We start from the raw sequence: 23,646 nt of genomic DNA, 5'->3' as shown, positions 1-23,646 counted from the left end.
ACTCCATATCGATCGAGGCGCACGCGTCGATGCGTGCGCTCACGCCTGGTCACAGTTCTCAGTCAGGGTGGCCGTCAGCCTGTCGCGAGCTCGTCGTACAGCTCGGCGTCGTAGTCGATCAGGTCGTTGATCCCGCGCAGATGGCTGACCGTGACCCACGGCAGCCACTCGCGGTGACGGCCGAACCCACGAGGGAGGGTGAAGGAATAGTGCTCCTGCTGCCATCCGGGGCCCCGCGTGCCGCGATGATCCTCCGGCGTGCCCACCATGGCCTTGGTGTTGTGCAGGAGGATGCGTGCCACGTCCAGATAGTGGGAGTCGCCCGTCGCACCCGCCAGCCGCGCGTAGCTCTCGACGTCCCAGGCCATGTACGCGTCGTTCAACGAGTGGCCGGTGGCGATCAGCTGGATGCCGACCGTCGGTGCACCGTGCTTCCAGTCGAGGTCCTCGGCGTCGGCGTCCTCGGGCATCGGCACGTTCCAGATGTACATCCAGGTCTCGGCCACGTCCGCAGCAATGCGTGCCCGATCCAGCCAGACCTCGTCTCCGGTGAGCGTGTGAAGCGCGAGGTACGCCTCCAGGGCGATGGTGGCGGCCTCCTTGTCGACCACATCCGGATTGTCGATTGTGCCACCGGTGAACCGGCCGTGGCTGTGTGCGTGGTCGTCGGATGCCCATGCGAACTCACCAGCACGCACGGCGGCGCTCCGGTAGGGCTCGTGGCCGGTGATCCGGTACAGCTGCGCGTACAGCGGCACGGCGTTGTAGGTGCCGGTGGTCGAGGCCGAGAACAGCTCACCCGTCAATGCATGCCACGAGCGGGGGAAGCCGCCCCCGGGCTGCTCCTGGGTGAGCAGCCAATCCGCGAAGGTACGGACCCAGTCGAGCCAGGCCGTGCGCTCCCGGCCCGCTGCCTGTTCGCGCTCGTACGCACGCAGGAGTGACTTCATGTCGTCGGTGAAGCTGCGGAGGTAGATCGACTGCTCGCTGGTCAGCATGCGACCTGTCGGCCACGTAGACGCGACAGGCTCGCCAGAGCCCAGCATGAACCCCTCGTCGAGCGGCGGCGCGACCGGCCTGCGCAGGAAGGAATCGATCGCCCTTTCAGCGTTCCGCACGAGCACCTGGCTGCGTTGCGACTCCGGATCCCGTGCCGCCTCGACCAGCATCATCTCGGCGCAACCCAGCGCGTAGCCGGTAAAGCCGAGGACGACCTTCGAGTCCGGGTGCTCCCGGCCGCCGAGGGGCCGGGCCGGCGTCACGAACCGCACACCGGCGCGGTCGTTCACCTGGATGAAGTTCTCGGCAAGCACATCGACCATGGTCGTGCGCATGGTGTGGATGTCCTGCGGGTTCGGACGCGGGTCGAGCACACTCCAGGCCCACCGCCACGAGCGGGTGATCAGCTCGTTGGTGCCGGCTGCGCGGTCGAACCGGAACGTCACCTCGTAACGTTGCGTGAATCCATCCGTGAGCGGGTTGAACCGGTGCCGCCACTGTTGCTCCGCCGTCGCGCCCGTCTCGCCGCCCCCCTTCAGTCCGTAGCTCAGCGTGCCCTCCGAGCCGGGGACCGCATAGCCGAGCGTGGTGCCATCCGGCCGCTCCTCGGCGAGAATGGCGCCGAAGCGGAACTCCGCACCGACCATCGGCTCTCGGGAGAAACTCTGGCTCTCGGCTGCCGTCGTCCGCGAGTCCGGTGACGAGTTCAGGACCGCGAGCGTCGCGCCATTGGGAAGCCGGGTCGCCAGCAGCGGCGCGGGCATCCGGTCCTCACGGATCCATACGGTGTAGTTGCCGGGCTCGTAGTAGTTGCCGGCACCGAAAGAGTTGTCGCGCATGTGGTCGAAGTTGCCGTAGATCATTCCGGGCGCGAACCACTCCATCTGCGGCCACGGCCGGGCGTCCACGACGCGCAGCGCGGCGACGCTGGTGAAACCGCCCGAAGCATCGCCGTGCACCCGCACCTCGCGACGCAAGCGCATTGTCTCCTCCTCGAGTGTCCAGCGATCGGCGAACTCCAGCTCTGCGCCGCTCGTGGCCTCAAGGCGGCCCGTCCCGAGCCACTCGCCGCCGGTGCCGCGCAGCGACTCGTAACCGCCGGAGACGGTGACCGGCTCGGCATCCGCCTGCCCGGGCCAGACCGTGGCCCGCAGCGGCGCCGTCTGTGCTGCGGACGCTCCGCCAGGTGCGGTCACGCTCAGGCCGAAGGACCCGTCGGCATTGGTCAGGACGTGCATGGAATTGCTACCTCTCAGAGTTCGGCTTGGCTGGACTAGCGCGAGGAGCGCACGCGTACGGTGACGGACTTGCTCACTGTCTCCTCCGGGCCGATGGACAGCTCTGTGCCGGTGAGTGCCCGCGCTCGCGCCAGGCCGCTCGGGTAGCCGGTCGCCGGCTCGATGGAGAACCCGTGCGCGGCCCCGTACCAGGGGTAGCCGAGTCGCCCGCCCGCCTCGTACCAGTAGCACGCGTAGGGGAAGTCACTGGCCAACCACTCCACGTCGACACCGAGGCCGAGGGTGGGGTTGCGGACCTGCGCGCAGACCTGCTCGCTGTCGAACTCGCCGAGGAACGCCAGCCGGCTGCCGCCCACGCGTGCTGCGGTCAACCGCGACAGATCCACCGGTTCGGCGCCCGGTGGGTGGTGTTCGGGCCAACGGGGCGGCGGCGCGGTGCCGGGTATGTCGTCCGGCATGTCCGGGTGAACGGAACAGCCGGTGATGCTGATGGTGGTGTCCGGGCCGATGAGTGGCGCGCCGAAGGTCGGGTGCTGCCACCACATCACATCGACCGGGTGCGCCCCGATATGGGTGACGGTCTCGGTCACTCGCACGCGATCGCCGTCGAGGGTGATGTCCTTGACCACAGCGAACGGGCTGCGCGCCAATGTGGTGTGCAGTCGGAGCCCTGCAGCGGTCGGTGCGCACTCGTACGGGGCGAGCCAGGCCTCGCCGTGAAAACCCCACTCGACCCCCTGCTCCACGCAGGCCCGACCGGCGTTCGGGAAGAGTGTGTGCCAGCCGCCGCCGGACCGGTCGAGAGCCTCCGCCTCCGGGTTGCCGGGAGGCGCGAGTGCCGTCGGTGGGCGAAGCCCCCACCGGGTGGACCACATCAGCTCGGTCCCCGTGGAGCGGTCGATCATCGACGTGATGTCCGCGCCCTTGCCCGGCACGACGGTCAGTTCGACCCGCTCGTTCGACAGTCCGAGTGCGGGCCAGCCCGAGACGGCGGTTTCCTGGTGCTCGACGGCTCTCATCGACTCACCGGAGGCCCACGCGGGCCATCGAACGCAGGAAGTGCCGCTGGAAGATCAGGAAGATCACCAGAACCGGGATGAGCGAGGAGACCGAGCCGGCCATCGCCGGGCCCATCGAGACCGTGCCGTCCTCGGACATGAACCGGGTCAATCCCAGCGGCACCGTGTATTTCGCCTCATCCGTGATCATGATGAGTGCGCTCTCGTAGTCGTTCCAAGTCGAGTCGAAGATCAGGATGGCCAAGGCCGCGAGAGCTGGCCTCGCCATCGGGAGATAGATCGACCAGAAGATCCGGCCCTCACCGGCACCATCGATCCGGGCTGCCTCCCCGAGCTCACGCGGTGCCGAGGCGAAATGCTGCCGCAGCAGGAACGTCGCGAACACCGATGCGAGGCCGGGCAGGATCAGCGCCCACAGCGTGTCGTAGAGCCCGATCTGGCGGAAGAACATGAACCGTGGGACCAGCAGGAGCTGAGCAGGAACCATCGAGGTAGCCAGAAACGCGAGGAACAGTGCGTTCTGGCCCTTGAAACGTAGTTGCCCGAACGCGTAGCCAGCGAGCGACACCACGGCCAACTCGCCCACGATCGTCGCAACAACCACGACCGTGGAATTGCTGAAGTAGCGCAGCATCGACCGCTCGCCGGTCCAGACGTCGGCGTAGTTGTCCCACACGAGGGGGTTCGGGATCCATCGGAGCGGGATCTCGAAGATGTCGAGGTTCTGCTTCAGCGAGGACGAAACCATCCACGCGAACGGGACCAGGAACAGCAGGGCAAGTAGTGACATCAGGACGCCGCGAACGATCCAGGCCATCCGCTCCTTGCGCTGACGTCGGATGAGGCCGGGGCGCGGTGCGTGGTGAGCTGCCAGTGCGGTGGTAGTGCTCATCGCATGCTCCTCATGTGTACAGCCCTCGTCCCCGTTGCAGCTTGAACAGCGCGATCGACAACGCCAGGACGGCCAGCATGCTCATCACACCGATGGATGCGGCATACCCGAAGCGGTACCAATGGAATCCCACCTCATACATGTAGTAGGAGAGGACCGTCGTCGCATCGCCGGGTCCTCCGCTGGTCATGAACTGAATCAGGCCAAAGCCCTGCGATCTGCCGATGAAGGATGTGATCAGCAGGAATGTCAGGACGGGAACCAGACCCGGGAACGTGATGGTGGTGAACTGCCGGATAGTGCCGGCACCGTCCAGCTTCGCGGACTCGTACAACTCCGTAGGAAGGTCCTGGAGGGCGGCGATGATGAGGATCGCCACATAGCCGGCACTGACCCAGACTGACATCAGCACGATCGCCGGTAGGGCCCACTGCTGCGACGTGAACCAGCCCGGCGGATTGTCGAGGCCGACTGCGCGCAGGAACTGATTGACCATCCCGGATCTGGGGTTGAGGAGTGTCAGCCAGACCGTTCCGGCCGCGATGACGTTGACCAGCGACGGCAGGAAGAAGATCGCCCGAATGACGCCTCTGGCAGGCATTGGCCGATTCAGCGCGAGCCCAAGAAACATCCCGCAAGTGACGGCGAGTGGCGTCCCAACTCCTGCGTAGAACAGGGTCCGCACGGCCGAGGACCAGAACATGTCGTCCTGGAACAGCTCCTGGAAGTTGCCGAACCCCACCCATCTGATGCCTCCGATCCCGGAGACGACGTTCCACTCGGTGAAGGCGATGAACAGACCCGCGGTGAGTGGGACGATCAGGAACGCAAGAACCGCGACTATGGTTGGTAGCAGGAACACCCACGGAATCCACCACTTGTAACCATTCACCAGGCGGGATGAGCGTTTCGTGGTAGCCGATGGCGGAGCCGAGCCGTCGTGGGAGTCGGTTCCCGCGCGGCCCGGCTTCGCAGTGTCTTCGATCAGGGGAGTCACGCAGAACTCTCCTCAGCCGAGCCAGTCCGCGATAGCCGCGTCTGCCTCTTGCTTCATCTCGGCGATACCGTCGTCGACCGACTTCGTCCGAAGCCGGATCTCGTCTTCGATCTGCGACTTGAGGCTGGCGATCTCGGTGTAGGCGGTCGTGATGCTTCGGACCGACAACGGAGGCTCGGGAACGAAGAACGTCTCGTGGAAATCGTCCACATTGAACAGCCGGTCCCGTTCCGGCCCGAACAGCGCATCCATCATCTCGTCGGTCGGGTTGTCGAACTGGTACGGCGACACCTTGCCTGCCGGTGACATGTGGTTCGCGCCCTCGTCGATCCAGAACTTCACGAACGTCCAGGCCGCCGACGGGTACTGAGACTTCGAGGAGATCTGGACATCGTCGCCTCGAACGCCCGGATTGAAGTAGTCCGCACCGGCAGTCGGCGCTGGGTAGGGCCTGAACGTGGTGCGGAAGTCGTGCGGGTACTCGTCGAGGTTCTTGAGGAACCGTAGCGCGGTCGTGCCGTCGATGTACATCGGGAACGTGCCGTCGACAAAGTAGTTCTGCACGTAGCCGCCGAGCTGTTCGGCGGTGATCCGCTCCTGGGTGAAGATCGATCCGTCGTCTTCCATCGCCAGGATGAGCTCCAGTTCCTGCTTGAACAAGGGATCGTCGAGGTTGGACTCCTGGCCGCCGTTCTTGTAGATGTAGTCACCACCCAAGGACGTGGAAGCCATGCGGGGCGGGTGGTAGGCACCCACGTCGAATCCGGCGCTCTTGAACTCCCGTGCCACCCGGTGGTAATCCTCCACCGTCCAGTCGAACGGGATCTCGATGCCCGCCGATTCCATCGCGTCCTGGTTGAGCACGACGAACTGTGGCCAGTGGGTCGTCGGGATCGAGTAGAGCTTTCCGTCGATCAGCGTGCTGATCGGCTCATCCTGCACGAAGACCTGAGCGAGATCGTCCTCTCGGGCCAGATCAGTGAGGTCCAGAGCGAGCCCGGCCTGCGCGCGACGGACGACATCGACCGTGCCGTAAGAGAAGAAGACGTCGATCGGAACTCCGCCTTGCAGCGCTGTGTCGAGCTTCAGGATGCCCTCGGCGTTGTTGACGAAGCGAACGTACTCGACCTCGATGTCTGGGTACTTCGCCGTGAACGCGTCCACGAGCGCCTGCGGGCCCATCTCCGGGGGCAGACCGCCCCACACGACGAGCCGACCTTCTTCTGCCGAGCCCATGTCCTCGGGCGGCTCGTCGCCGCTTCCGCCGCCATCGCCCGGACCGCACGCCGAGAGCGCGCCCACCCCTGCCGTAAGACCGAGTGCGCCACCCAGCAGACCGCGTCGGCTGAGCCTCTGATTGCTAGTGATCACCGTGACAACCTCCTTGTTTTATGAGTGAGAGCCACTGGTGGCGCTCTCCCAAACGGTGCTTCACGCAGGCTAGCCCTGCCTGACAGGTTGTGTCAATGTCCGGTGTTACTTACATTTCTACAGATGGATGCTGTGAGTCGTCGAGCTGGCTCAGTAGCCAGATGCCGGGCGTCGGCCGTGGATCTTGTGCACGCGGCCCCCTGGGTGATGGCACTTCGTGTCGTCGCGCACGAACGAGTGACTAAATGTATGGACATTTTAGTGACCAGACTTCCTGGGTCGGCGTAGCCGCCCATGCTCGAGACGACGCAGGTGAGATCTCAGGATGACCCAGTTCGCCGGGTCGCCCAGTCGCTTGGTGGTCGGGTGGTCGGAGTTGAACCGTTGACCTGGGCACATCATCCCGCTACGGTGACATTCGAACAAACACAACAGTTAGTTGTTCTTACAAATATCGTGCTACGCCAACATCCCACCACCGACGTTGTGGATGCGTAGCCCGAGCCGAGAACTCACTCCTTGGGAGCCCTTCATGACTCGCGTGTCCACGTCGTTCACCGCGGTCCTCACCGCACTTGTCATGGTTCTGTGCGGACTGTCTGCAGCACCACCAGCAGTCGCCGACGGCCAGATGGTCGCCTACGTCGACGCCGTCGCCGGCGACGATGCCGCTCCCGGCACCGACCCGGCCGAGCCCGTCCAGACGCTCGAAGCAGCGCTGACGCTTGTGGCTGGTGACGGCGGCCGGGTCGTCCTCATGGGTGACTACCCGCTCGATGCCACGCTCGTCGAGCCGGACCACACCGAACCGATTCTCGTCACGAGTACCGACGGCGAGAACACCTATCCGGGCCGGCTGGTCTTCGGGGACACGCCCTTCATCGAGTACAACCTCGCCGGACCCACGACCTTTGCAGATCTCGGTGTTGTTCATTCACAGTGGTCGGTCTTCGCCGCGAACTGGAACCCGATCACCTTCGGTGAGGGGGTCACGATGGAGAGCGTGCCCACACCGGGCAAACGGCAAGTGTTCGTCGTCGGCGGCTATCACGGGCCCTCCGATGAGGACACCGTGCGTGATGCCGACTCCTACATCACGATCAACTCGGGCACCTTCTACAAGGTCTCCGGTTTCACACGAGGCAAGGGCGTCGGGACGCAGACCTACACCGGGACCTCGCACATCACCATCAACGGCGGCGTCATCCAGGAGGTTTTCGGGGCATCGCTCGAGAACCATTACTCAGGCAGCACTGAGATCACGATGACCGGCGGTCGCGTGGGTGCCCTGCACACTGCTGGCGATGTGACCCGCTACATCGTGGGCAGCGCAGACGTCGAACTCACCGGCGGGCACATCAACACGATCGACATCAACAACGTCGTCGAAGACGTCAACCTGACGCTCGACGGGGTGGACTACGAGGCCATTCAAGCTCAGAACGCCTGGGGCGGTGAAGGTCGCCACCAGCAGATCCTCGAATTTGCGGCGGTCCGGACGGTGGTCTTCGCGGGGCAGTACTACACGGCCGATCAGGTGGCCGCGCTCAAGGAGATCTTCGACGTCCTGATCAACACCGCGGACGTCCACGTCAGCGCCGATGGTGGCGGCGCCGAGTGCAGCGCTGAGAACCCGTGCAGCAGTCTCGAGGCCGCGCTGGGCCTACTGGCCGCCGACGGCGGTGCCATCACGGTCCATGGCGACGTCTCCTGGGATGTCGATCCCGGCACGCTTGCCGCGGGAGCGGGGCAGATCACGTTTACCGGTGCCGGCGATGCTTCGATCGCCTTTCCCGACGACGCAGAGGTACCGCTGGCACGGGACGTCACCTTCGAAGGGGTACGGCTCGCGAACGCTGGCAGCCTTGAGCTCCAAGCCGATGGCGCACACCTCGCGCTGGGCGCAGGGGTGACAATGGAGGAGGGCCGTCAGGTCAGCGTGGTCGCGATCGCCGATGACAGCCAGATCACGATCGAGAGTGGCGAGATCGCCCGGGTCGTGGGCATCTCCGGGCTGAACAGCGCCTTCGCCGGCAGCACGGATGTCACAATCGCCGGCGGCGAGATCGAAGAGGTGTGGGCCGGAACCGACCAGCCCTACGACGTCGAGAACGCGATGGTGACGATCGACGGAGGTGAGATCGAGACCCTGCACGCATCCGCAGCCGGGCTCGGTTCGCTCACCGCACGGCTGATCGACGGCGAGATCGCAACCGCGGCGCTCGAGCGCGTCGAGACCGACGCCCGCCTTCGGATCGGCAGCGTGGAGATCAAGGACCTCAGCATCTCGGGCTGGGAGGCTGCCGACGGATCCGAACGCGTGCTCGTGCGCCTGCCCGGAGCCGAGGACGACCTCGTCGACCAGCTCGCGGACCAGGTGTCCACCGTCATCGACGATGACGTCGTCTACCTGGCTCCCGGCGGCGACGGTGACGGCAGCAGCCCGACCCACGCCAGCGGCGACCTGAGTACAGCGATCGCCGAGCTCAGCGGCGACGGACGCGTGGTGGTGACCGGCCCCTACACGGTCGAGGAGGGCTACGACCTCGGCGAGTACACCTCCCGCGTCGTGCTCACCTCCGACGACGGCGACCTCGACTTCGCCGCCGACGGAGCGGCACTGCAGATCGAGGGTGCCATGCGACTGGGCGGCCCGACCACGTTCGAGAACCTGCTGCTGCAGTCCCCGACCGTCGACGGCGCCATCTACGCCATGGGGCAACAGCTGACCATCGGCACCGGCGTCGACACCGAGTTCACCCGTCGTGGCGAGACCTACCTGACCATCATCGGCGGAAGCAACGACACGGTGCCCGCGCCGTCCACCTCGGTGACGGTCGAGGGCGGCCAGTGGGCCGGCCTGCGTGGCGGTTCCGACCACACCGGAGCGGTGACCGCCGGCGCAGACATCTCCGTCCAGGTCGATGGGGGCACCTTCTACGGGCCGGTCGTCCTCTCGCATCGTGGTGAGAGCTCGGGATCAGCGTCCGCGACCATCAACGCAGGCACGTTCATGCGCGGCGTCTACGCGGTCTACGAGGAGGATGGCAGTGACTACGCCGTCGACTATGACGCGGACATCACCGTCAACGGCGGTGAGTTCTGGGCGACGATCGCCCCGGCGAAGTCCCGCAGCACGGTCCTCTCGGGCACCTATGACCTCACCGTCGAAGGCGGCGACTTCGGGCACCTCACCGATCTCCTGGGGAGCGAGGGGTTCGCAGGGGACATGGTCAGTGCCCTCCACGTCGACCCCGCGATCGCCCAGGCAGCGCCGGAGGGGGACCTGACGTTCACGAACCCACTGGTCCGTGCCGCCGATCCGTACATGTTCACCCACGAGGGGCAGTACTACTTCATCGCCACCGGCGGCTCCACACTGTCCCTGCACAAGGTCGCGAACCCCTCGGACATGAGCGAGTCGGTGGGGTCGGTGATCTTCGCCCCCGACGAGATGCGGAACCTGTGGTCACCGGAGATCCACCACCTGACCGCAGAGGACGTCGGTGAGGAGAACGCGGGGTGGTACCTGTTCCTGTCCGCGACGGACCCGAGTGATCCTGCAGCTGAGGGGCAGCGCCAGTACGTGCTCAAGGCTCTCGACGGCGATGATCTGCTGGGCACGTGGGGCAACCCCGTCACCGGTGCGGCGAACGTCCCGGAACGCATTACGAACGAGGATGATCCCGAGTTCAACACCGATGAGTTCGTCGCCGGAACGTCTGTGTTCCGGATCGGTGGCGAGACCTACATCTCGTACGTGACCGAAGCGTATCGAGGTACCTCGGAGTTCCATCAGAGGCTCAACCTCAGTCACATGGTCAATCCGTGGACGCTGACCGGGGAGCCGAGCATCATCGCCGTGCCGGAGTATGAGTGGGAGGAGCACGGGTACGCCCAGTCCTCGAGCGACCCCAACATGTGGTGGCCGAAGGTCGTGGAGGGCGCGACCGCCGTCTACGGTCACGACGGCGAGGTGTACATGGCCTACTCCGCCAGCGGCTACTGGACCATCCACTACGCGATCGGATACCTGCGCTACACGGGGGGAGACCCGATGGACGCCTCGAACTGGGCGAAGAACCCGACCCCTGTGATGAGCAAGAACGATGAGGTTGTCGGGACCGGTACGGGCCCCACCTTCACCGATCACGAGGGCACCGACTGGTTCATGTTCCAGGCGCGGCCGGGGCCGAACACCCAGACGGCCAGGTACGCCTTCATCGAGCCGTACGTGGCGGGTCAGGATGGCCTCACCATCGGTGATGGTTCGGGACATCCGGCACCGCTAGATGCCGAGTACACGATGAGCATCAACCCGATCCCGCTCGAGGACAAGGCCAGTGGTTTCACCACGCACTGATCCCGAAGTCCGGCGGAGGCGGCAGTGACGACAGGTCACTCCGGAGGTATCGCCCGCAGCGGCTGAGACGCCGCTGCGGGCGATACCTCATGCACGTCCCGGCGGCGAATCGCCGAAGTGCATGCTCACTGCTGTGGCAACCGGTACCCGGTCACCACACCGTCGGAGTCGGTCTCGGCCACGATCAACCGGTCGGTGCACAGGCTTGCCAGCACCCGCTGCAGCTGGGCGGGGTCCGGCCACAGGTCACCGGCCTCGTCCGGCCGCAGCTCGTCCTGACGGCGCAGCGCAGCGAGGACCCGGCCCCGCGCCTGACGGTCGGTACCGTGCCAGGCCTGGGTGCGACGAGCGGTGGCGAACTCGTCCGCCGGATACTCAGCAGCCCGCCACCGGCAGTGGGTCGCCACCGGGCATTGACCGCACTGCGGTGAGCGGGCCGTGCACACGAGTGCGCCGAGCTCCATCATCGCCACGTTCCAGCGCGCGGATCGCTCCGGCTCCTCGGGCAGCATCGCCGCCGCCGTCTCGTTCTCCGCACGACGCTGCGAGGGCGGTGGCAGCGCCATCCCCGATACCAGGCGACCCAGCACCCGGCGCACGTTCGTGTCCAGGACGACCGTGCGCCGTCCGTAGGCGAAAGCAGCAACTGCCGCTGCCGTGTAGGCCCCGATCCCCGGAAGCGCACGCAGGGCCGCTTCGTCGGCGGGCACCGCGCCGCCATGGTCGGCCACGATCGTGCGAGCCGCCTCGCGCAGTCGCAGCGCACGCCGCGGGTAGCCGAGCCGGTCCCACGCGCGCAACACCTCCGCCGGGCTCGCTGCCGCCAGATCCGCGGGGGTGGGCCAGCGGTGCATCCACGCCTGCCACGCGGGTTCCACCCGCACCACTGGTGTCTGCTGCAGCATGATCTCGCTGACCAGCACCGCCCACCCGTTCGTCTCCGGTGCACGCCACGGCAGGTCGCGGGCATGATCGTCGTACCAGGTCAGGATCGCCTCGTGCAGGGTCGAGGCGCAGCCGGTGCACGGGCAGTCGGGGGCAGTGGTCATCGCTGCTCCAGCGTAGAGGTCGCGCAGGATCCGCCTGTGCTGCGCCGCGATCAGGGCCGCCCGCGGCGGTTGCCCCGCTGGTTCGGGCCGCGGCGGGCGGATCGGCGTCCAGCCGAGGAACTGCGTCCACCGGAGCCGCGTCCTGCTGAGGAGCTGCGCGCGCCTTGCTCTGGCCGGACCGGCTTCGTCGACGGTGGAGTCGGCCGCCCCCGAGAAGAGTTCACGGTCCGGCCCCGCACCACGCCGATCAGATCCTCCACCTCGTCGGTGGTGCGATCGGTCTGCCAGCACAGCGCCACAGGTGCTGCCGGCCCGCCGTCGAGGAACCGGTAGGTCAGGTCGCGCCGGTGGTGCAGGCGCGCCAAGGACTGCGGGACGATCAGCAGTCCGGTACCGGCCGCGACGAGAGTGATCGCCTCGGCGGTCGTCGGCGGACGATAGCCGGCCAGCTGGCCCGGAGGTCTGCCCAGGACGTCGTCGGCCGGGTACAGCATGACCTCGTCCGCCAAGTCCTCTGAGGTGACCGGCTCATCCCGATCGAGGGCCGCGATCACGTGATCGATCGGCGTCACCACGACGCACGCCTCCTCGTAGAGCACAATCGCGCTGAGCATCTCCCGGTCCACCGGGGGCCGCAGCAGCGCGGCCGCGACCTCACCCTCGCGCACTGCGCGTTCGGCGTCCCCGACGGCGAGAGGTACCAGTTCGAGCTCGGTGCGGTGACGCTCCCGCCAGATCCCTGCCCACTTCGCGGGGGTCACGCCGGGGACGTAGCCGAGTCTGAACGGTGGCGTGGTCACGCGCCCAGCCTAGCGAGCGGGCATACTGCTCCCATGGGAGCCGACCAGCAACGAATGAAGGCGATCACAGCCGCGAAGAAGCTCGGTATCTACCTTCCGGCTGCGCCGCAGGAGTTCCAGGCGGCCCAGCTCAGCCGGCAAGAGGTGGAGGAGCTCGAACGACACCCACCGGACTGGCTGACCGACCTGCGTCGCAACGGCCCGCACCCGCGGCCGGTGGTGGCCGGCCGATTGGGCATCTCGATCTCCGGTCTGACCCGGGCCGGTATCGAGGGAGCGCTCACGACCGCCGAGATCAATGAACTGCGAGACGACCCGCCGGACTGGCTGACTGCCGAGCGCGCGGTCCAGGAGGACACGCGGCAGCAGGATCAGCGCCGACGGGAGAATGAGGCCGAGCGTCGGGCGCGGGCCGAGTCCGGCAACCGCCCGCGCCCGCACTCCTGACGGTCATCACGAGACCTGGTGTGCGCGCGTCCTCGACGTGGCTCCGCGCGTGCCCCGGGGGCGCGGGATACCGTCTGTACCGTGCCGAACCGAACCCCTCGTGATGCTGGGCACCGCACGCGTTCAAGGCGCAGCGGTACCGACAGGGCCGTGAACCGGGGGACCGGTGCCTCACGGGGGCGTGCGAACGCGACCTCCCGTCCGAGCAAGGCCTCCTACCGCCGTCGTCGCCTCGTGGTCGGTCTTCTCGCGTTGGTGCTCGTGGCCCTCGTCGCGCTCGCCGGGACCCTCGGCGTGCGGGCCCTGCTGGAGCGATTCGGACCAGGCGAGGGACCGACCGCGACCGAGCCTGCCACCGATGCGGCCACCACCCCGGCTCCCGAGGCCACGCCGGACGAGGAGGCGCTCGCCAATCCGGTGGGATGCGTGCCGCAGGCGATCGACGTCGTCACGGCGCTCGACTCGACCCAGGTGAGTGCAGGCTCCGACGTGCCCGCATCGGTCACGGTCACCAACCGCGGGCAGGTGCCATGCCTCCTGGACGTCGGCCACGCCGCCCTGCAGATGACCGTCACCTCCGGCGAGGATCAGGTGTGGACGAGCGTTGAGTGCCCGGCGGGATCATCGGAGATTCCGATTCTGCTGGACATCGGCGCCGAGGAGCAGCGCACCCTCACCTGGAGCGGGCGCCGGAGCGCCGAGGGCTGTCCGGGCGACACGGCGATGGCCGAGGCCGGGACGTATGTGCTGGAGGTAGCGCTCACAGTGGGAGAGAGCCGCGTCGCGACAGAACAGGCGCTCACGCTGCGCTGACCGGTGCGTTGCACCGCTGCGGTGCTACGCGTGCCGCCTACTCCGGAGTTCGCGAGGAAGCCTCAGGCGAAACGCTCCAGCAGTGAGGACTCCGCCTGCCGGGAGAGCCCCTCGCGCACCGTCCGGGCACGCTGGCCACCGACGCTGTGGACCACCTCGAGATCGTCGGTGGTGGCGGCGAGCATCTTCTGCAGCGACCCGAAGTGCTCCACCAGATCGTTCACCACAGTCATCGGCAACCGCGGGATCCGCGTCAGCATGCGGTATCCACGCGGCGAGAGAGCCGAATCCAGCGAATCGCCCTGCCGGCCGCCTACGCCGAGGATGCGGGCCAGCTGGGTCAGGTCGATCAGCTGAGTCGAGTCGAGGCCACCCAGCGCGTCGAGCACATCGTCCAGGGATCGGGCGCTGCGCGGGTCGAGATAGTCCCGGACCACGAGTTCCAGATCCGGTCCCACGCCGCCGATGAGCTCGTCGAACTGCAGTGACAGGAGCCGGCCGTTCGTCCCGAGCTCGACCACGTAGTCGGAGATCTCCGCCGAGATCCGTCGCACCATCTCCAGCCGCTGCACCACCGCGGCCACATCCCGCACCGTGACGAGATCCTCGATCTCCAGGGCAGACAGCGTGCCGGTGACCTCATCCAACCGGGACTTGTAGCGCTCCAGGGTCGCGAGGGCCTGATTCGCGCGCGAGAGGATCGTGTCGGAGTCTTCGAGCACGTACCGCTGGCCGCCGACGTACAGAGCCACGATGCGCATCGACTGGCTCACCGAGATCACCGGGAACCCGGTCTGCTTCGCCGTCCGTTCGGCGGTGCGGTGTCGCGTGCCGGATTCGGTCGTCTCGATCGAAGCGTCCGGCAGCATCTGCACGGCAGCCCGCAAGATCCGGCCGGCACGGTTGTCGACCACGATTGCCCCGTCCATCTTGGCCAGCTCGCGCAACCGCGTGGAGGAGAACGGAACGTCGAGTTCGAAGCCGCCCGAGCAGATCTGAGCGACCGTCTCGTCGTAGCCGAGCACGATCAGCGCACCGGTGCGGCCACGCAGGATCCGTTCCAGCCCGTCCCGCAGTTCGGTACCGGGTGCGACGGCGCGCAACGTCTCACGCAGGAGTGGTGGGAGAGTGGAGGCGGGCACCCGGGAACCTTTCTGCAGGGCGGTGGTCGTGGTCACGAATCGACCGGTCTGATCGAGGTGAGCCGACCTCGCTCGCGATCCATCGTAGACGGCGCCCCCGTGGACTCGCGGGCACTGGGCTGCAACTGCGTCAGCGTGAAGAAGGCATTGTGGATCGTCGCGACCTCCAGCAGCTCCACACCGTCGGACTGGTGCCCGAGCGAGCTGCCGGTTCCGAGGGGGACCATCACCCGGCGGTACCCCAGGCGCCTGGCCTCAGCCAGCCGCTGCGTCATCATGCCCACCCGGCGGATGTCCCCGGAGAGCGAGACCTCGCCGATGGCGGCGACATCGAGGGGGACCAGCAGGTCCTGGGAGGCGGAGGCGATCGCCAGGCACACCGCCAGATCCGTCGCCGGATCGCTGGAGCGCATCCCGCCCACTGTCGCGGCGAAGACGTCCTTGTCATGCAGGCGCACGCCTCCCAGGCGTTCCGTGATCGCGACCAGCATCGACACCCTGGAGGTATCGAGACCGCTGACCCCACGCCGCGGGTTCGGGGTGGTGCTGGGCGAGACGAGCGCCTGCATCTCGGCGATCATCGGCCGGCGGCCCTCGACCGTCACGGTCAGGCACGTCCCGGGGACCGGTGAGGCGCGCAGGCTGCGGAACAGACTGCTCGGGTCTGGCACCTCGACGACCCCGGTGTCGGTCTGCTCGAAGCAGGCGACCTCGTCGGCCGGGCCGAAGCGGTTCTTGATGGTGCGCAGCATCCGCAGTGGCGTCTGCTTCTCGCCCTCCATCGCCAGCGTGGTGTCGGCGATGTGCTCCAGCGCTCGCGGACCGGCGAGCGTGGACTCCTTCGTGACCTGACCGACCAGGAACATCGGCAGGTTCCGGGACTTCGCCAGCCGGGTCAGGGTGGAGGCGACCTCCATCACCTGAGCCACACCGCCGGCGCGGCCCTCGACCTCGGCCGAGGCGATCGCCTGCACCGAGTCGACGATCAGCAGAGCCGGTTCACCCTCGACGGCCTCGAGATGCCCGAGCGCCTCCCCGAGCTCATTGCTGTCCGCGAGGAGCAGGTGCTCGCTGGTGGCCTCGATCCTGCGGGCGCGCGCGGCGAGTTGGTGGACCGACTCCTCACCGGAGACGTACAGCACCGGCCGTCCGGTGGACTCGGCGACCGCATCGGCGGCCGAGAGCAGCAGCGTGGACTTACCTGCCCCCGGCTCCCCGGCGAGCAGGACGACCTGCCCAGGCACCAGGCCCCCGCCGAGGACCCGGTCCAGTTCCCGCAGGCCGGTCGAGGTGCGCGCCTGCCGCGAATCGACCTCGATCTCGCGCACGCGGCGCGCAGGACGGGCCGGAGCTCGGGTGGTGCGCGTCGACTTCAGACCGGCATTCGCGGGCGCTGCCGCCTGCTCCTCGATCGTGGCGTAGGCCCCGCACTGCTGGCAACGTCCGTACCACTTCGCATACTCGGCACCACAGCCCGTGCATGCGAACGTCGCCCGTGCCCTCATCGATCCTGCCCTCGTCGGCCCTGTCGGCCCTGTCGGCCCTGCCCCGTCGTCGCCATGGCGCCACGGTAGCCGCCTGCGCCGACATCTGGCCCCTGGGTGGGCCCGCCAGCTGTGGACGGCGCCCGCAGGCGTGTTCGGAAACCAGACGTCAGCCGCGCCTCGCCCGGGCGCCGCGTACAGTGCGGGGCAGCAGAGCACAGGCCCAGGCAGGGCAGGCAGGTCCATCGATGTGGGCCGACGGCGGGAGTTGAGAAGGCGAGATGACGAGCCAGACAGATGCAGGCGGGCCCGGTCACGGGCCTGGCTCCGACGGACTCGGCCGAGGTGAGTCGAAGGGCCGCCGCCCACGCTGGCTGCTGCCCACTTTGATCGCCCTCGTCGTGGGCCTGCTCATCGTGCTGGTGGTCCTGCTGGTCCCTCGGCTGGGAGACGAAGCCGAGCCTGGCGCGAGCCCGTCGTCCACGGCCTCCGAGCACGCCACGACGGCTGCCCCGGACCCGATCGAACGCGAGACCTCCACCCCCCTGCTCGCCGCTCTGCCGGACACTGTGGAAGCCACGGCCCCCTACGCTGTCACCGCCCAGGACGCTGACCCCGAGCCCCTCGACCCGAACGCCCTGGAGAGCTGGCACCTGACCTACACCGGGCCGAGCGACGCCGTCACCCTCCGCATCGCGCAATGGAAGGAAGCCGGCGAGGCGGACGAGACACTCTCGACCCTGACCGAGGGCACGGACCCGGTTGAGACCGGTGAGGTGGACGTCGACGGTGAGGTCGCTGGACGCTACGTGGTGTGGGAGACCGACGACGGTGCCCGGGTGGCATGGACCAACGCCACTGTCATGCTGCTCGCCGAGGGGCCGGACGTCGAGACCGTCACGACCTTCTACCGTGCCTACCCCCTGTGATGTGAATACTGGCCGCATGACCAAGCACGACTGACTGGAGTCCGCCATGGCAGAACGTATTTCCCTGATCGGCGTCGGAGTGATGGGGGAGGCCATCCTCACTTCGATGCTGCCGACTGTGGATGCTGGAGGCGTGCGTGTGGCGGACGGGCGCCCGGAGCACGCCCGCACCCGCGCTGCGGCCCTCGGTGTGCAGGCAGCCGACAGCAACACCGAGGCGGTCACCGGTGCTGACGTGGTGATCCTCGCCGTCAAGCCGAAGGACATCGGTGGAGTCGCCACCGAGATCGCTCCGGCGCTCGCACCGGGCGCCATCGTGGTGAGCGTGGCGGCTGGGATCTCGACGGCGTACCTCGCCTCCCGCCTGCCCGCAGGCACCCCCGTGGTGCGTGTCATGCCCAACACCCCCGCCACGATCGGTGCCGGGGTGAGCGTGCTCAGCGCTGGGGAGCACGCCACCGGTGACCATCTCGACCAGGTGGCCTCGTTGCTGGCCGGGACAGGCGCCGTCCACCGGGTCGAGGAGTCCTATCAGGATGCCGTCACCGCCATCTCCGGATCCGGTCCCGCGTATGTCTTCTACCTCATCGACGCCCTCGCCGAGGCCGGGGTGCTCGGCGGTCTCAGCCGTGAACTCGCTCGCGATCTGGCCGTGCAGACAGTCGCCGGCGCCGGGGCGATGGCTCAGCAGACCGGTGAGCACCCGGTGGTCCTGCGTGAACGCGTCAGCTCCCCGGCCGGGACGACTGTTGCGGCGATCCGGGAGCTGGACGAGCGGGGAGTGCGGGCTGCGGTGATCGCCGCCGCCGAGACGGTGCGGCTGCGGTCGATCGAGATGGGGCGCGAGCTCGCGGACTGACCTGCACGAGCCGCGGGCGAGTTATCACGCGGGTGACAGATCCCCCAGTGGCGGTTGACGGTTCCGCCAGTCCCGCTACAGTGCTGCTCGTGTCGATCACCCAACTGCAGAGCCAGTTCACCGACCCACATCGTTTCGGCAAGTCGTTGCGCATCGAACGACCAGCGATGGCGTTCGCAGGTCTCGTGCTGATGTTCGCCGTCGTCGGGCTGCTGTGGAATCTCCGTTCCACGATACGCACGCTCGACAACGACTTCTCCGCGATCGGTTCCTCCCGCTTCTGGCGGGTGTTCTGGTCCACGCTCGGCGAGGACCAGGTCACCTCGGTGTGGCTGAACTTCGTCGTCTACGGCCCGCCGATCCTGCTGGTGCTCGCGGCCCTGCTCTTCGCCTACGCGATGATCTCCCAGAATGCGCTCTACCGGCGCCTGCACCAGGCCTATCTCGAGCGCGGCTACCTGGCCCTCGCTCGCGAGACCGGTTTGCGGGTCTCCACGGGGAAGAAGGGCGAGGTGCTCAGCGTCGACCTGCTCACCCACCCCTCCCTGTCCGAGCAGGACAACGAGAGCCTGCTCCAGTACGTGCGCCAGCAGGTGGCTGCCGGTGGGCCGCAGGTCGTCGAGTGGGAGACCACCATGAGCAAGGCGCGGTCTACGGGCCGGCCCTTCCCCTTGGCGCGGTACGTCCCGGGAACGCCGGAGGGCCCCGTGCTGAGCATCCGCAAGCGCGACCGGCAGGCCGTCGTGGTGATCAACCCGAAGCCGGGCAAGAAGGCGACGGCGGTCGATGCCTACGACGTGAAGTAGCGCCTCATGGCCGGGCGGCGAACTTCTCCAGCAGCGCCGTGTCACCGGAGAGGATGAGCGTGTCGCCGGCGTCGATCCGGGTTTCGGCGGTGGCGTACTCGAACGGCTGCCCCGGCTGCTTCACGCCGATCACGGTCACCCCGTACTTGCTCTTGATCTCCGCCTCGCCGACGGTGAACCCGTGCGTCTCCTTCGGCGGACGCATCTTCACGATCGTGAAACCGTCCTCGAGCTCGATGAAGTCGAGCATCCGGCCCGAGACCAGGTGTGCCACCCGCGCCCCGGCGTCATGCTCGGGGTAGACGACGTGGTGGGCGCCGATGCGCTGGAGGATGCGCCCGTGCTCGGCGGAGATCGCCTTCGCCCAGATCAATGGGGTGCCGAGGTCCACCAGGTTCCCAGTGATCAGCACGCTTGCCTCCAGTGAGGTTCCCACCCCGACGACGGCGATCGGGAAGTCCTTGACCCCGAGTTGCTCGAGGGCGACAGGGTTGGAGGCATCGGCCTCCACCAGCGGGATGCGGCCCGTCCAGTCGCGGATCAGGTCAGGATCCCGCTCGACGGCGAGGACGTCGCGCCCCAGCTCGTCCAGGGTCGCTGCCAGCGCTCCACCGAATCGGCCCAGTCCGATCACCAGAACACTCGCATCGGCGCCTTGATCGAGATCCGGGGTGCTCCCGCGCGGAAACTTCTTATCCAATGGTCGGCCTCTCTTCGGGAAGTCGGATCACACGGCGGCGGTCCCGCAGGGCGAGGGCCGCGGCCATCGTCATCGTGCCGAGCCGCCCGGTGAACATCAGGGCGCTCAGGACGTACTTGGCGGAATCGGGCAGGTTGGCGGTGATCCCGGTGCTGAGTCCGCAGGTGGCGAAGGCGGAGATCACCTCGAACAGGACCACGTCCAGGTGCAGGTCGGTCAGGACGAGCAGGGCGAGCGTTCCGGCGCCCACGAGGGTGGCGCCCACGAAAGCTACCGCCACGGCGAGCCGGAGCACGGTGGGCGCGATCCGCCGTCCGAACGCTTCGATGTCCGGGTCGCCTCGTGCCTCGGCAAGGATCGCGAGCACCATGACGGCGAAGGTGGTCACCTTGATCCCGCCTCCGGTGGAGGCGCTGCCGCCACCGACGAACATCAACGCGTCCTGGATGAACCAGGTGCTCTCGGTCATCGTCGCGATGTCCACAGTCGAGAACCCGGACGATCGTGGGGTCATTCCGGCGAGCATCGCGTTGAGGATCCGGTCGGCAGCCGGGAGGGTCCCGAATGAACGAGGGTTGGCCCATTCCAGCAAGCCGATGGCGAGGGTCCCGACGACCCAGAGGATCGTGCTCGTGGCCACGGTGAGCTTCGCGTGCAGCGACCACTGCCGGGGGCGGCGCCAGTTCCGGCTGATCGAGAGGATGGCGGGGAATCCCAGCGCACCGATGAATGCCCCGATGATGATGGGCATCACCATCCACCAGTCGCCGGCGTACTGGCCCAGACCACCTTCTTCGATGATGAAGCCCGCGTTGTTGAAGATCGAGATCGCCTGGAACAGGCTGTGCCAGAGCGCTTCTCCGAGCGGGTAGCCGATGAGGAGGTACTTCGGGAACAGGACGATCCACAGTGCCCCCTCGATCACGGCGATGGTCGCCAGGACGGCGCGCAGGAGTGACCCGACCTCGCCGAGCCGGGTGGTCTTCGTCTCGGCCGCAGCTAGCAGCTTCTGCGTCAGCCCGATCCGACGAGAGACGGCGAGACCCAGGATCGAGGCGAGGGTCATCACCCCGAGCCCGCCGATCTGGATCCCGACGAGGATCACCACCTGGCCGAACGGGGACCAGTAGGTAGCGGTATCGACCGTGACCAGTCCCGTCACGCACACAGCGGAGGTGGCGGTGAACAGGGCGTCGGCGAAGGGAGCGCGCTGACCGGTGCTGGTGGCGATCGGCAACGAGAGCAGCGCTGTCACGATCCCGACGACCGAGGCGAACACCACCAGGGTCATCCGTGCTGGGGAGTGCCGGGCGACGTCATCGACGGCTTCACGCAGGCGGGTGAGCACCCCGACATCGTCGCCGGGGCGAGGGGTCTGCTCGCGTGCCACGTCTCTCCTGACAGCCTGCGGTCGGGACGTGCCTACTGTGCCACGTCGATCCATGCCGGAGCAGGCGGTCACGGGCGGGTCGGTCAGCTTGATGGCGGATCCGGCCGCAGGAGGCATCGAGGCGGGGTCGTTCGCGCTACCGTGAGGTATGCCCTGCCCCGTCACGCTGCCCTGGAACGAGCAGCTTCTGGCGTACGACTTCGGCGCCGGGCACCCCATGGCACCGGTCCGGTTGCGCCTGACGGTCGAGTTGCTGTCCGCGCTCGGGTTGCTGTCCGCTCCGGGGGTGCGGGTGGTCGACGCCGAGCCGGCGTCTGACGACGAACTCGCTCGCGTGCACGAGCGGGCCTACATTGCGGCGGTCCAGGCTGCCTCCGAGGGCGTCCCGGATCGCTCCCGTGGGCTCGGCACCATCGACGACCCCATCTTCGCCGGGATGCATGAAGCCTCGGCCCGGATCGTGGGAGCGACGCTGGCAGGAGCGCAGGCGGTGTGGCAGGAGGGTCCGGCCCGTGCGGTGAGCATCGCCGGAGGCATGCATCATGCGATGCCCGGCCGCGCCGGCGGGTTCTGCATCTACAACGATGCCGCGGTGGCGATCTCCTGGCTGCTGGCGGCCGGCTGTGAGCGTGTGCTGTACCTGGACATCGACGCCCACCACGGCGACGGGGTGGAGCGGGCGTTCTGGGACGATCCGCGGGTGGTGACGATCTCGGTGCACCAGAGCGGGCAGACACTGTTCCCGGGAACGGGCTTCGCCCAGGATGTGGGGGGCCCGGACGCGCGGGGATCGGCGATCAACCTCGCACTTCCGGAAGGTACAGGCGATGTCGCCTGGTTGCGGGGCATCGAAGCGGTCGCCGGGCCTGTGGTCCGTGAGTTCGCACCACAGGTCATCGTCAGCCAGCACGGATGCGACACGCACCGGCGAGACCCGCTGACAGGGCTGGACATCACGATCGACGCCCAGCGCGCTGCGGCGGAGATGGTGGGCCGGTGGGCGTCGGAGCACGCCGGTGGGCGATGGCTGGCCACCGGTGGTGGGGGGTACGACGTCATCTGGACCGTCCCACGTTCCTGGGCGCATCTGGTTGCGGTGAGTGCCGGGGTGCCACTCGCGGTACAGACCGACCTGCCCGCCGGGTGGTTGGAGCGGGTGCGTGACCTGGTCGACGGAGACGGCCCGACCACCATGTCTGACGGTGGTGACACGGATTTCAGGTGCTGGGTCGACGGTTACGATCCCGCAGATCCGGTGGACCAGTCGATCGCCGCGACACGACGCGCGGCCTTTCCTTGGCGCGGACTTGACCCACTCACGGCGGACTGATCTGCCTCCGGCGGTTCCCGTCGCCGGCGTTTTACCCCTAAGATGCTCGTCTGGGGCTTTGTCCATGTCCGACGAGGCGCACGTTCGCCGGGCTACCAGGTGCGACGACCGACAGAGGGAGAGACGAGGATGGCCGACGACGGTGCACCGCGCTTCCTCACGGTTGCCGAGGTGGCCGAGATGGCCCGTGTCTCCCGGATGACGGTGTACCGGATGGTTCACTCCGGTGAGCTGCCGGCGATCCGGGTGGGGAAGTCCTACCGGGTACCGCAGGCCGCAGTGGAGGAGATGCTCTCGGGCGGCCTGGGTGACTGGGGCGATCCGCGAGCCGCTTCCGGTCGCTGACCCGCCCCGGCGGGTGCTGCCCTCCCGGGCAGGTAAGATAGCTCGATGTTCTGTCCGACGCGAGCGCCGGGGATTCCCCGGAGCGTTCGCGTGATCGCCTGAGTCGTAGTGAGGTCCCGTGGGTTCGGTCATCAAGAAGCGTCGTAAGCGGATGGCGAAGAAGAAGCACCGCAAGCTGCTCCGCAGGACGCGTCACCAGCGCCGCAACAAGAAGTGAGAGGTTCCGCTAGTAAGGGCCGCGCAGCCCGCATCGCCCTACTAGCGGCACCTCGACGCGACGCTCACCTGCGCTGGGCCGGACCGCTGCTCCCCAGTGGAGCCGGTCCGGCCCTTTCGCGTGCCCTCAGACGCTCGGCTCGGGCCAGAACTGACGCTCGGCTCCTGGCTCGCTACCCGTACCCTGGGATTGTGGATGCGCGCGTGATTCTCTACTCCCGGGACGGCTGCCACCTGTGCGATGCCGCCAGGCGTGTGGTCCGGGTGATCAGTGAGCGTCGAGGAGCGACGTGGGCCGAGGTGGACGTCGATTCCGACGCTGACCTCACTGCTCGGTTCGGGGAGTTGGTCCCGGTCGTCGTGGTCGACGGCGAGCAGGTCGGGTACTACCGGATCGACCCGGCGCGGCTGGAGGCTGCGCTGGGCTGATGGGCTCAGTATGCAAGTGACGGCCCTC

General features: G+C 67.7%; 21 protein-coding genes. 10 read left to right on the top strand and 11 right to left on the bottom strand.

Annotation, left to right across the window (positions count from 1 at the left end; translation table 11 throughout):
- Positions 1-74 precede the first annotated feature (74 nt).
- Genes IM660_RS15755 through IM660_RS15735 form a run of 5 tightly spaced genes read right to left on the bottom strand, consistent with a single transcriptional unit; the run spans position 75 to position 6,516 of the window.
- Positions 75-2,237 carry a YyaL domain-containing protein gene (locus IM660_RS15755; protein WP_193496759.1) on the bottom strand — a complete coding sequence of 721 codons (2,163 nt, stop codon included), beginning with the start codon at positions 2,235-2,237 and terminating at the stop codon, positions 75-77.
- Between the two features lie 35 nt (positions 2,238-2,272).
- On the bottom strand, positions 2,273-3,256 hold the full coding sequence (locus IM660_RS15750) for an aldose 1-epimerase (protein WP_193496758.1): 984 nt from the start codon (positions 3,254-3,256) through the stop codon (positions 2,273-2,275).
- Positions 3,257-3,260: 4 nt separating this feature from the next.
- Complete coding sequence (locus IM660_RS15745) at positions 3,261-4,148, bottom strand: carbohydrate ABC transporter permease (RefSeq protein WP_193496757.1); 888 nt, start codon at positions 4,146-4,148, stop codon at positions 3,261-3,263.
- Between the two features lie 10 nt (positions 4,149-4,158).
- Positions 4,159-5,145: a carbohydrate ABC transporter permease gene (locus tag IM660_RS15740; protein ID WP_246464986.1), complete on the bottom strand. Its 987-nt coding sequence runs from the start codon at positions 5,143-5,145 to the stop codon at positions 4,159-4,161.
- 12 nt (positions 5,146-5,157) lie between these two features.
- On the bottom strand, positions 5,158-6,516 hold the full coding sequence (locus IM660_RS15735; protein ID WP_193496756.1) for an ABC transporter substrate-binding protein: 1,359 nt from the start codon (positions 6,514-6,516) through the stop codon (positions 5,158-5,160).
- Between the two features lie 532 nt (positions 6,517-7,048).
- Here IM660_RS15735 and IM660_RS15730 point away from each other — a divergent pair.
- Positions 7,049-10,879 (top strand): family 43 glycosylhydrolase, encoded by a 3,831-nt coding sequence (locus IM660_RS15730; RefSeq protein WP_193496755.1) that lies wholly within the window; start codon positions 7,049-7,051, stop codon positions 10,877-10,879.
- 125 nt (positions 10,880-11,004) lie between these two features.
- On the opposite strand, the gene IM660_RS15725 is transcribed toward IM660_RS15730, so the two are convergent.
- Entirely contained in the window at positions 11,005-11,928 is a 924-nt protein-coding gene (locus tag IM660_RS15725; RefSeq protein ID WP_193496754.1) for an HhH-GPD family protein, read from the bottom strand.
- Positions 11,929-11,978: 50 nt separating this feature from the next.
- Positions 11,979-12,728: a LysR substrate-binding domain-containing protein gene (locus IM660_RS15720; protein WP_193496753.1), complete on the bottom strand. Its 750-nt coding sequence runs from the start codon at positions 12,726-12,728 to the stop codon at positions 11,979-11,981.
- Positions 12,729-12,761: 33 nt separating this feature from the next.
- Between IM660_RS15720 and IM660_RS15715 the strand changes: the two genes are divergently transcribed.
- Positions 12,762-13,175 (top strand): DUF5997 family protein, encoded by a 414-nt coding sequence (locus tag IM660_RS15715; protein WP_193496752.1) that lies wholly within the window; start codon positions 12,762-12,764, stop codon positions 13,173-13,175.
- A gap of 150 nt (positions 13,176-13,325) precedes the next feature.
- Positions 13,326-13,988, top strand: coding sequence for a hypothetical protein (locus IM660_RS15710; RefSeq protein ID WP_193496751.1), 663 nt, complete (start codon positions 13,326-13,328; stop codon positions 13,986-13,988).
- A gap of 62 nt (positions 13,989-14,050) precedes the next feature.
- Here IM660_RS15710 and disA read toward each other — a convergent pair whose 3' ends face one another.
- Both disA and radA read right to left on the bottom strand, forming a co-directional pair.
- On the bottom strand, positions 14,051-15,166 hold the full coding sequence (gene disA / locus IM660_RS15705) for a DNA integrity scanning diadenylate cyclase DisA (RefSeq protein ID WP_246464985.1): 1,116 nt from the start codon (positions 15,164-15,166) through the stop codon (positions 14,051-14,053).
- On the bottom strand, positions 15,163-16,635 hold the full coding sequence (radA, locus tag IM660_RS15700; protein ID WP_193496750.1) for a DNA repair protein RadA: 1,473 nt from the start codon (positions 16,633-16,635) through the stop codon (positions 15,163-15,165). Before radA ends, disA begins: the two co-directional genes overlap by 4 nt.
- 260 nt (positions 16,636-16,895) lie before the next feature.
- On the opposite strand from radA, the gene IM660_RS15695 reads away from it, so the two are divergent.
- From IM660_RS15695 to IM660_RS15685, 3 genes are all read left to right on the top strand, one after another.
- Positions 16,896-17,543 (top strand): hypothetical protein, encoded by a 648-nt coding sequence (locus IM660_RS15695; protein WP_193496749.1) that lies wholly within the window; start codon positions 16,896-16,898, stop codon positions 17,541-17,543.
- Between the two features lie 46 nt (positions 17,544-17,589).
- Positions 17,590-18,402 carry a pyrroline-5-carboxylate reductase gene (proC, locus tag IM660_RS15690; RefSeq protein WP_193496748.1) on the top strand — a complete coding sequence of 271 codons (813 nt, stop codon included), beginning with the start codon at positions 17,590-17,592 and terminating at the stop codon, positions 18,400-18,402.
- Between the two features lie 89 nt (positions 18,403-18,491).
- On the top strand, positions 18,492-19,208 hold the full coding sequence (locus IM660_RS15685) for a hypothetical protein (RefSeq protein WP_193496747.1): 717 nt from the start codon (positions 18,492-18,494) through the stop codon (positions 19,206-19,208).
- A gap of 4 nt (positions 19,209-19,212) precedes the next feature.
- On the opposite strand, the gene IM660_RS15680 is transcribed toward IM660_RS15685, so the two are convergent.
- Together IM660_RS15680 and IM660_RS15675 are read right to left on the bottom strand one after the other, a co-directional pair.
- Entirely contained in the window at positions 19,213-19,908 is a 696-nt protein-coding gene (locus IM660_RS15680; protein ID WP_193496746.1) for a potassium channel family protein, read from the bottom strand.
- A complete protein-coding gene (locus IM660_RS15675) occupies positions 19,901-21,199 on the bottom strand; it encodes a TrkH family potassium uptake protein (RefSeq protein WP_425503887.1) in 1,299 nt (432 codons plus the stop codon). Before IM660_RS15675 ends, IM660_RS15680 begins: the two co-directional genes overlap by 8 nt.
- Before the next feature lie 247 nt (positions 21,200-21,446).
- Between IM660_RS15675 and IM660_RS15670 the strand changes: the two genes are divergently transcribed.
- The 4 genes from IM660_RS15670 to IM660_RS15655 all read left to right on the top strand — a co-directional run bounded on the left by IM660_RS15670 (position 21,447) and on the right by IM660_RS15655 (position 23,618).
- Positions 21,447-22,628 (top strand): acetoin utilization protein AcuC, encoded by a 1,182-nt coding sequence (locus IM660_RS15670; RefSeq protein WP_193496745.1) that lies wholly within the window; start codon positions 21,447-21,449, stop codon positions 22,626-22,628.
- Between the two features lie 129 nt (positions 22,629-22,757).
- Complete coding sequence (locus IM660_RS15665) at positions 22,758-22,973, top strand: helix-turn-helix domain-containing protein (protein WP_159623311.1); 216 nt, start codon at positions 22,758-22,760, stop codon at positions 22,971-22,973.
- A gap of 118 nt (positions 22,974-23,091) precedes the next feature.
- Positions 23,092-23,190, top strand: coding sequence for a 30S ribosomal protein bS22 (locus IM660_RS15660; RefSeq protein ID WP_012085056.1), 99 nt, complete (start codon positions 23,092-23,094; stop codon positions 23,188-23,190).
- A gap of 191 nt (positions 23,191-23,381) precedes the next feature.
- The gene (locus tag IM660_RS15655) at positions 23,382-23,618 is read left to right on the top strand and encodes a glutaredoxin family protein (RefSeq protein WP_210769000.1); all 237 of its coding nucleotides are present in this window, start codon (positions 23,382-23,384) and stop codon (positions 23,616-23,618) included.
- Positions 23,619-23,646: the final 28 nt, after the last annotated feature.

This window comes from Ruania alkalisoli, assembly GCF_014960965.1.
Lineage (GTDB): Bacteria > Actinomycetota > Actinomycetes > Actinomycetales > Beutenbergiaceae > Ruania > Ruania alkalisoli.
Note: the sequence above shows the minus strand (reverse complement) of the source record. Positions and strands in the feature narration are given on the sequence as shown.

What these genes read in the sequence shown, in the direction of transcription:
- IM660_RS15755 (WP_193496759.1), bottom strand. Translation starts at nt 2,237, where the DNA reads ATGCACGTCCTGACCAATGCCGACGGGTCCTTCGGCCTGAGCGTGACC.
- IM660_RS15750 (WP_193496758.1), bottom strand. Translation starts at nt 3,256, where the DNA reads ATGAGAGCCGTCGAGCACCAGGAAACCGCCGTCTCGGGCTGGCCCGCA.
- IM660_RS15745 (WP_193496757.1), bottom strand. Translation starts at nt 4,148, where the DNA reads ATGAGCACTACCACCGCACTGGCAGCTCACCACGCACCGCGCCCCGGC.
- IM660_RS15730 (WP_193496755.1), top strand. Translation starts at nt 7,049, where the DNA reads ATGACTCGCGTGTCCACGTCGTTCACCGCGGTCCTCACCGCACTTGTC.
- IM660_RS15725 (WP_193496754.1), bottom strand. Translation starts at nt 11,928, where the DNA reads ATGACCACTGCCCCCGACTGCCCGTGCACCGGCTGCGCCTCGACCCTG.
- IM660_RS15715 (WP_193496752.1), top strand. Translation starts at nt 12,762, where the DNA reads ATGGGAGCCGACCAGCAACGAATGAAGGCGATCACAGCCGCGAAGAAG.
- radA (WP_193496750.1), bottom strand. Translation starts at nt 16,635, where the DNA reads ATGAGGGCACGGGCGACGTTCGCATGCACGGGCTGTGGTGCCGAGTAT.
- IM660_RS15695 (WP_193496749.1), top strand. Translation starts at nt 16,896, where the DNA reads ATGACGAGCCAGACAGATGCAGGCGGGCCCGGTCACGGGCCTGGCTCC.
- proC (WP_193496748.1), top strand. Translation starts at nt 17,590, where the DNA reads ATGGCAGAACGTATTTCCCTGATCGGCGTCGGAGTGATGGGGGAGGCC.
- IM660_RS15675 (WP_425503887.1), bottom strand. Translation starts at nt 21,199, where the DNA reads ATGACCCTGGTGGTGTTCGCCTCGGTCGTCGGGATCGTGACAGCGCTG.
- IM660_RS15670 (WP_193496745.1), top strand. Translation starts at nt 21,447, where the DNA reads ATGCCCTGCCCCGTCACGCTGCCCTGGAACGAGCAGCTTCTGGCGTAC.
- IM660_RS15665 (WP_159623311.1), top strand. Translation starts at nt 22,758, where the DNA reads ATGGCCGACGACGGTGCACCGCGCTTCCTCACGGTTGCCGAGGTGGCC.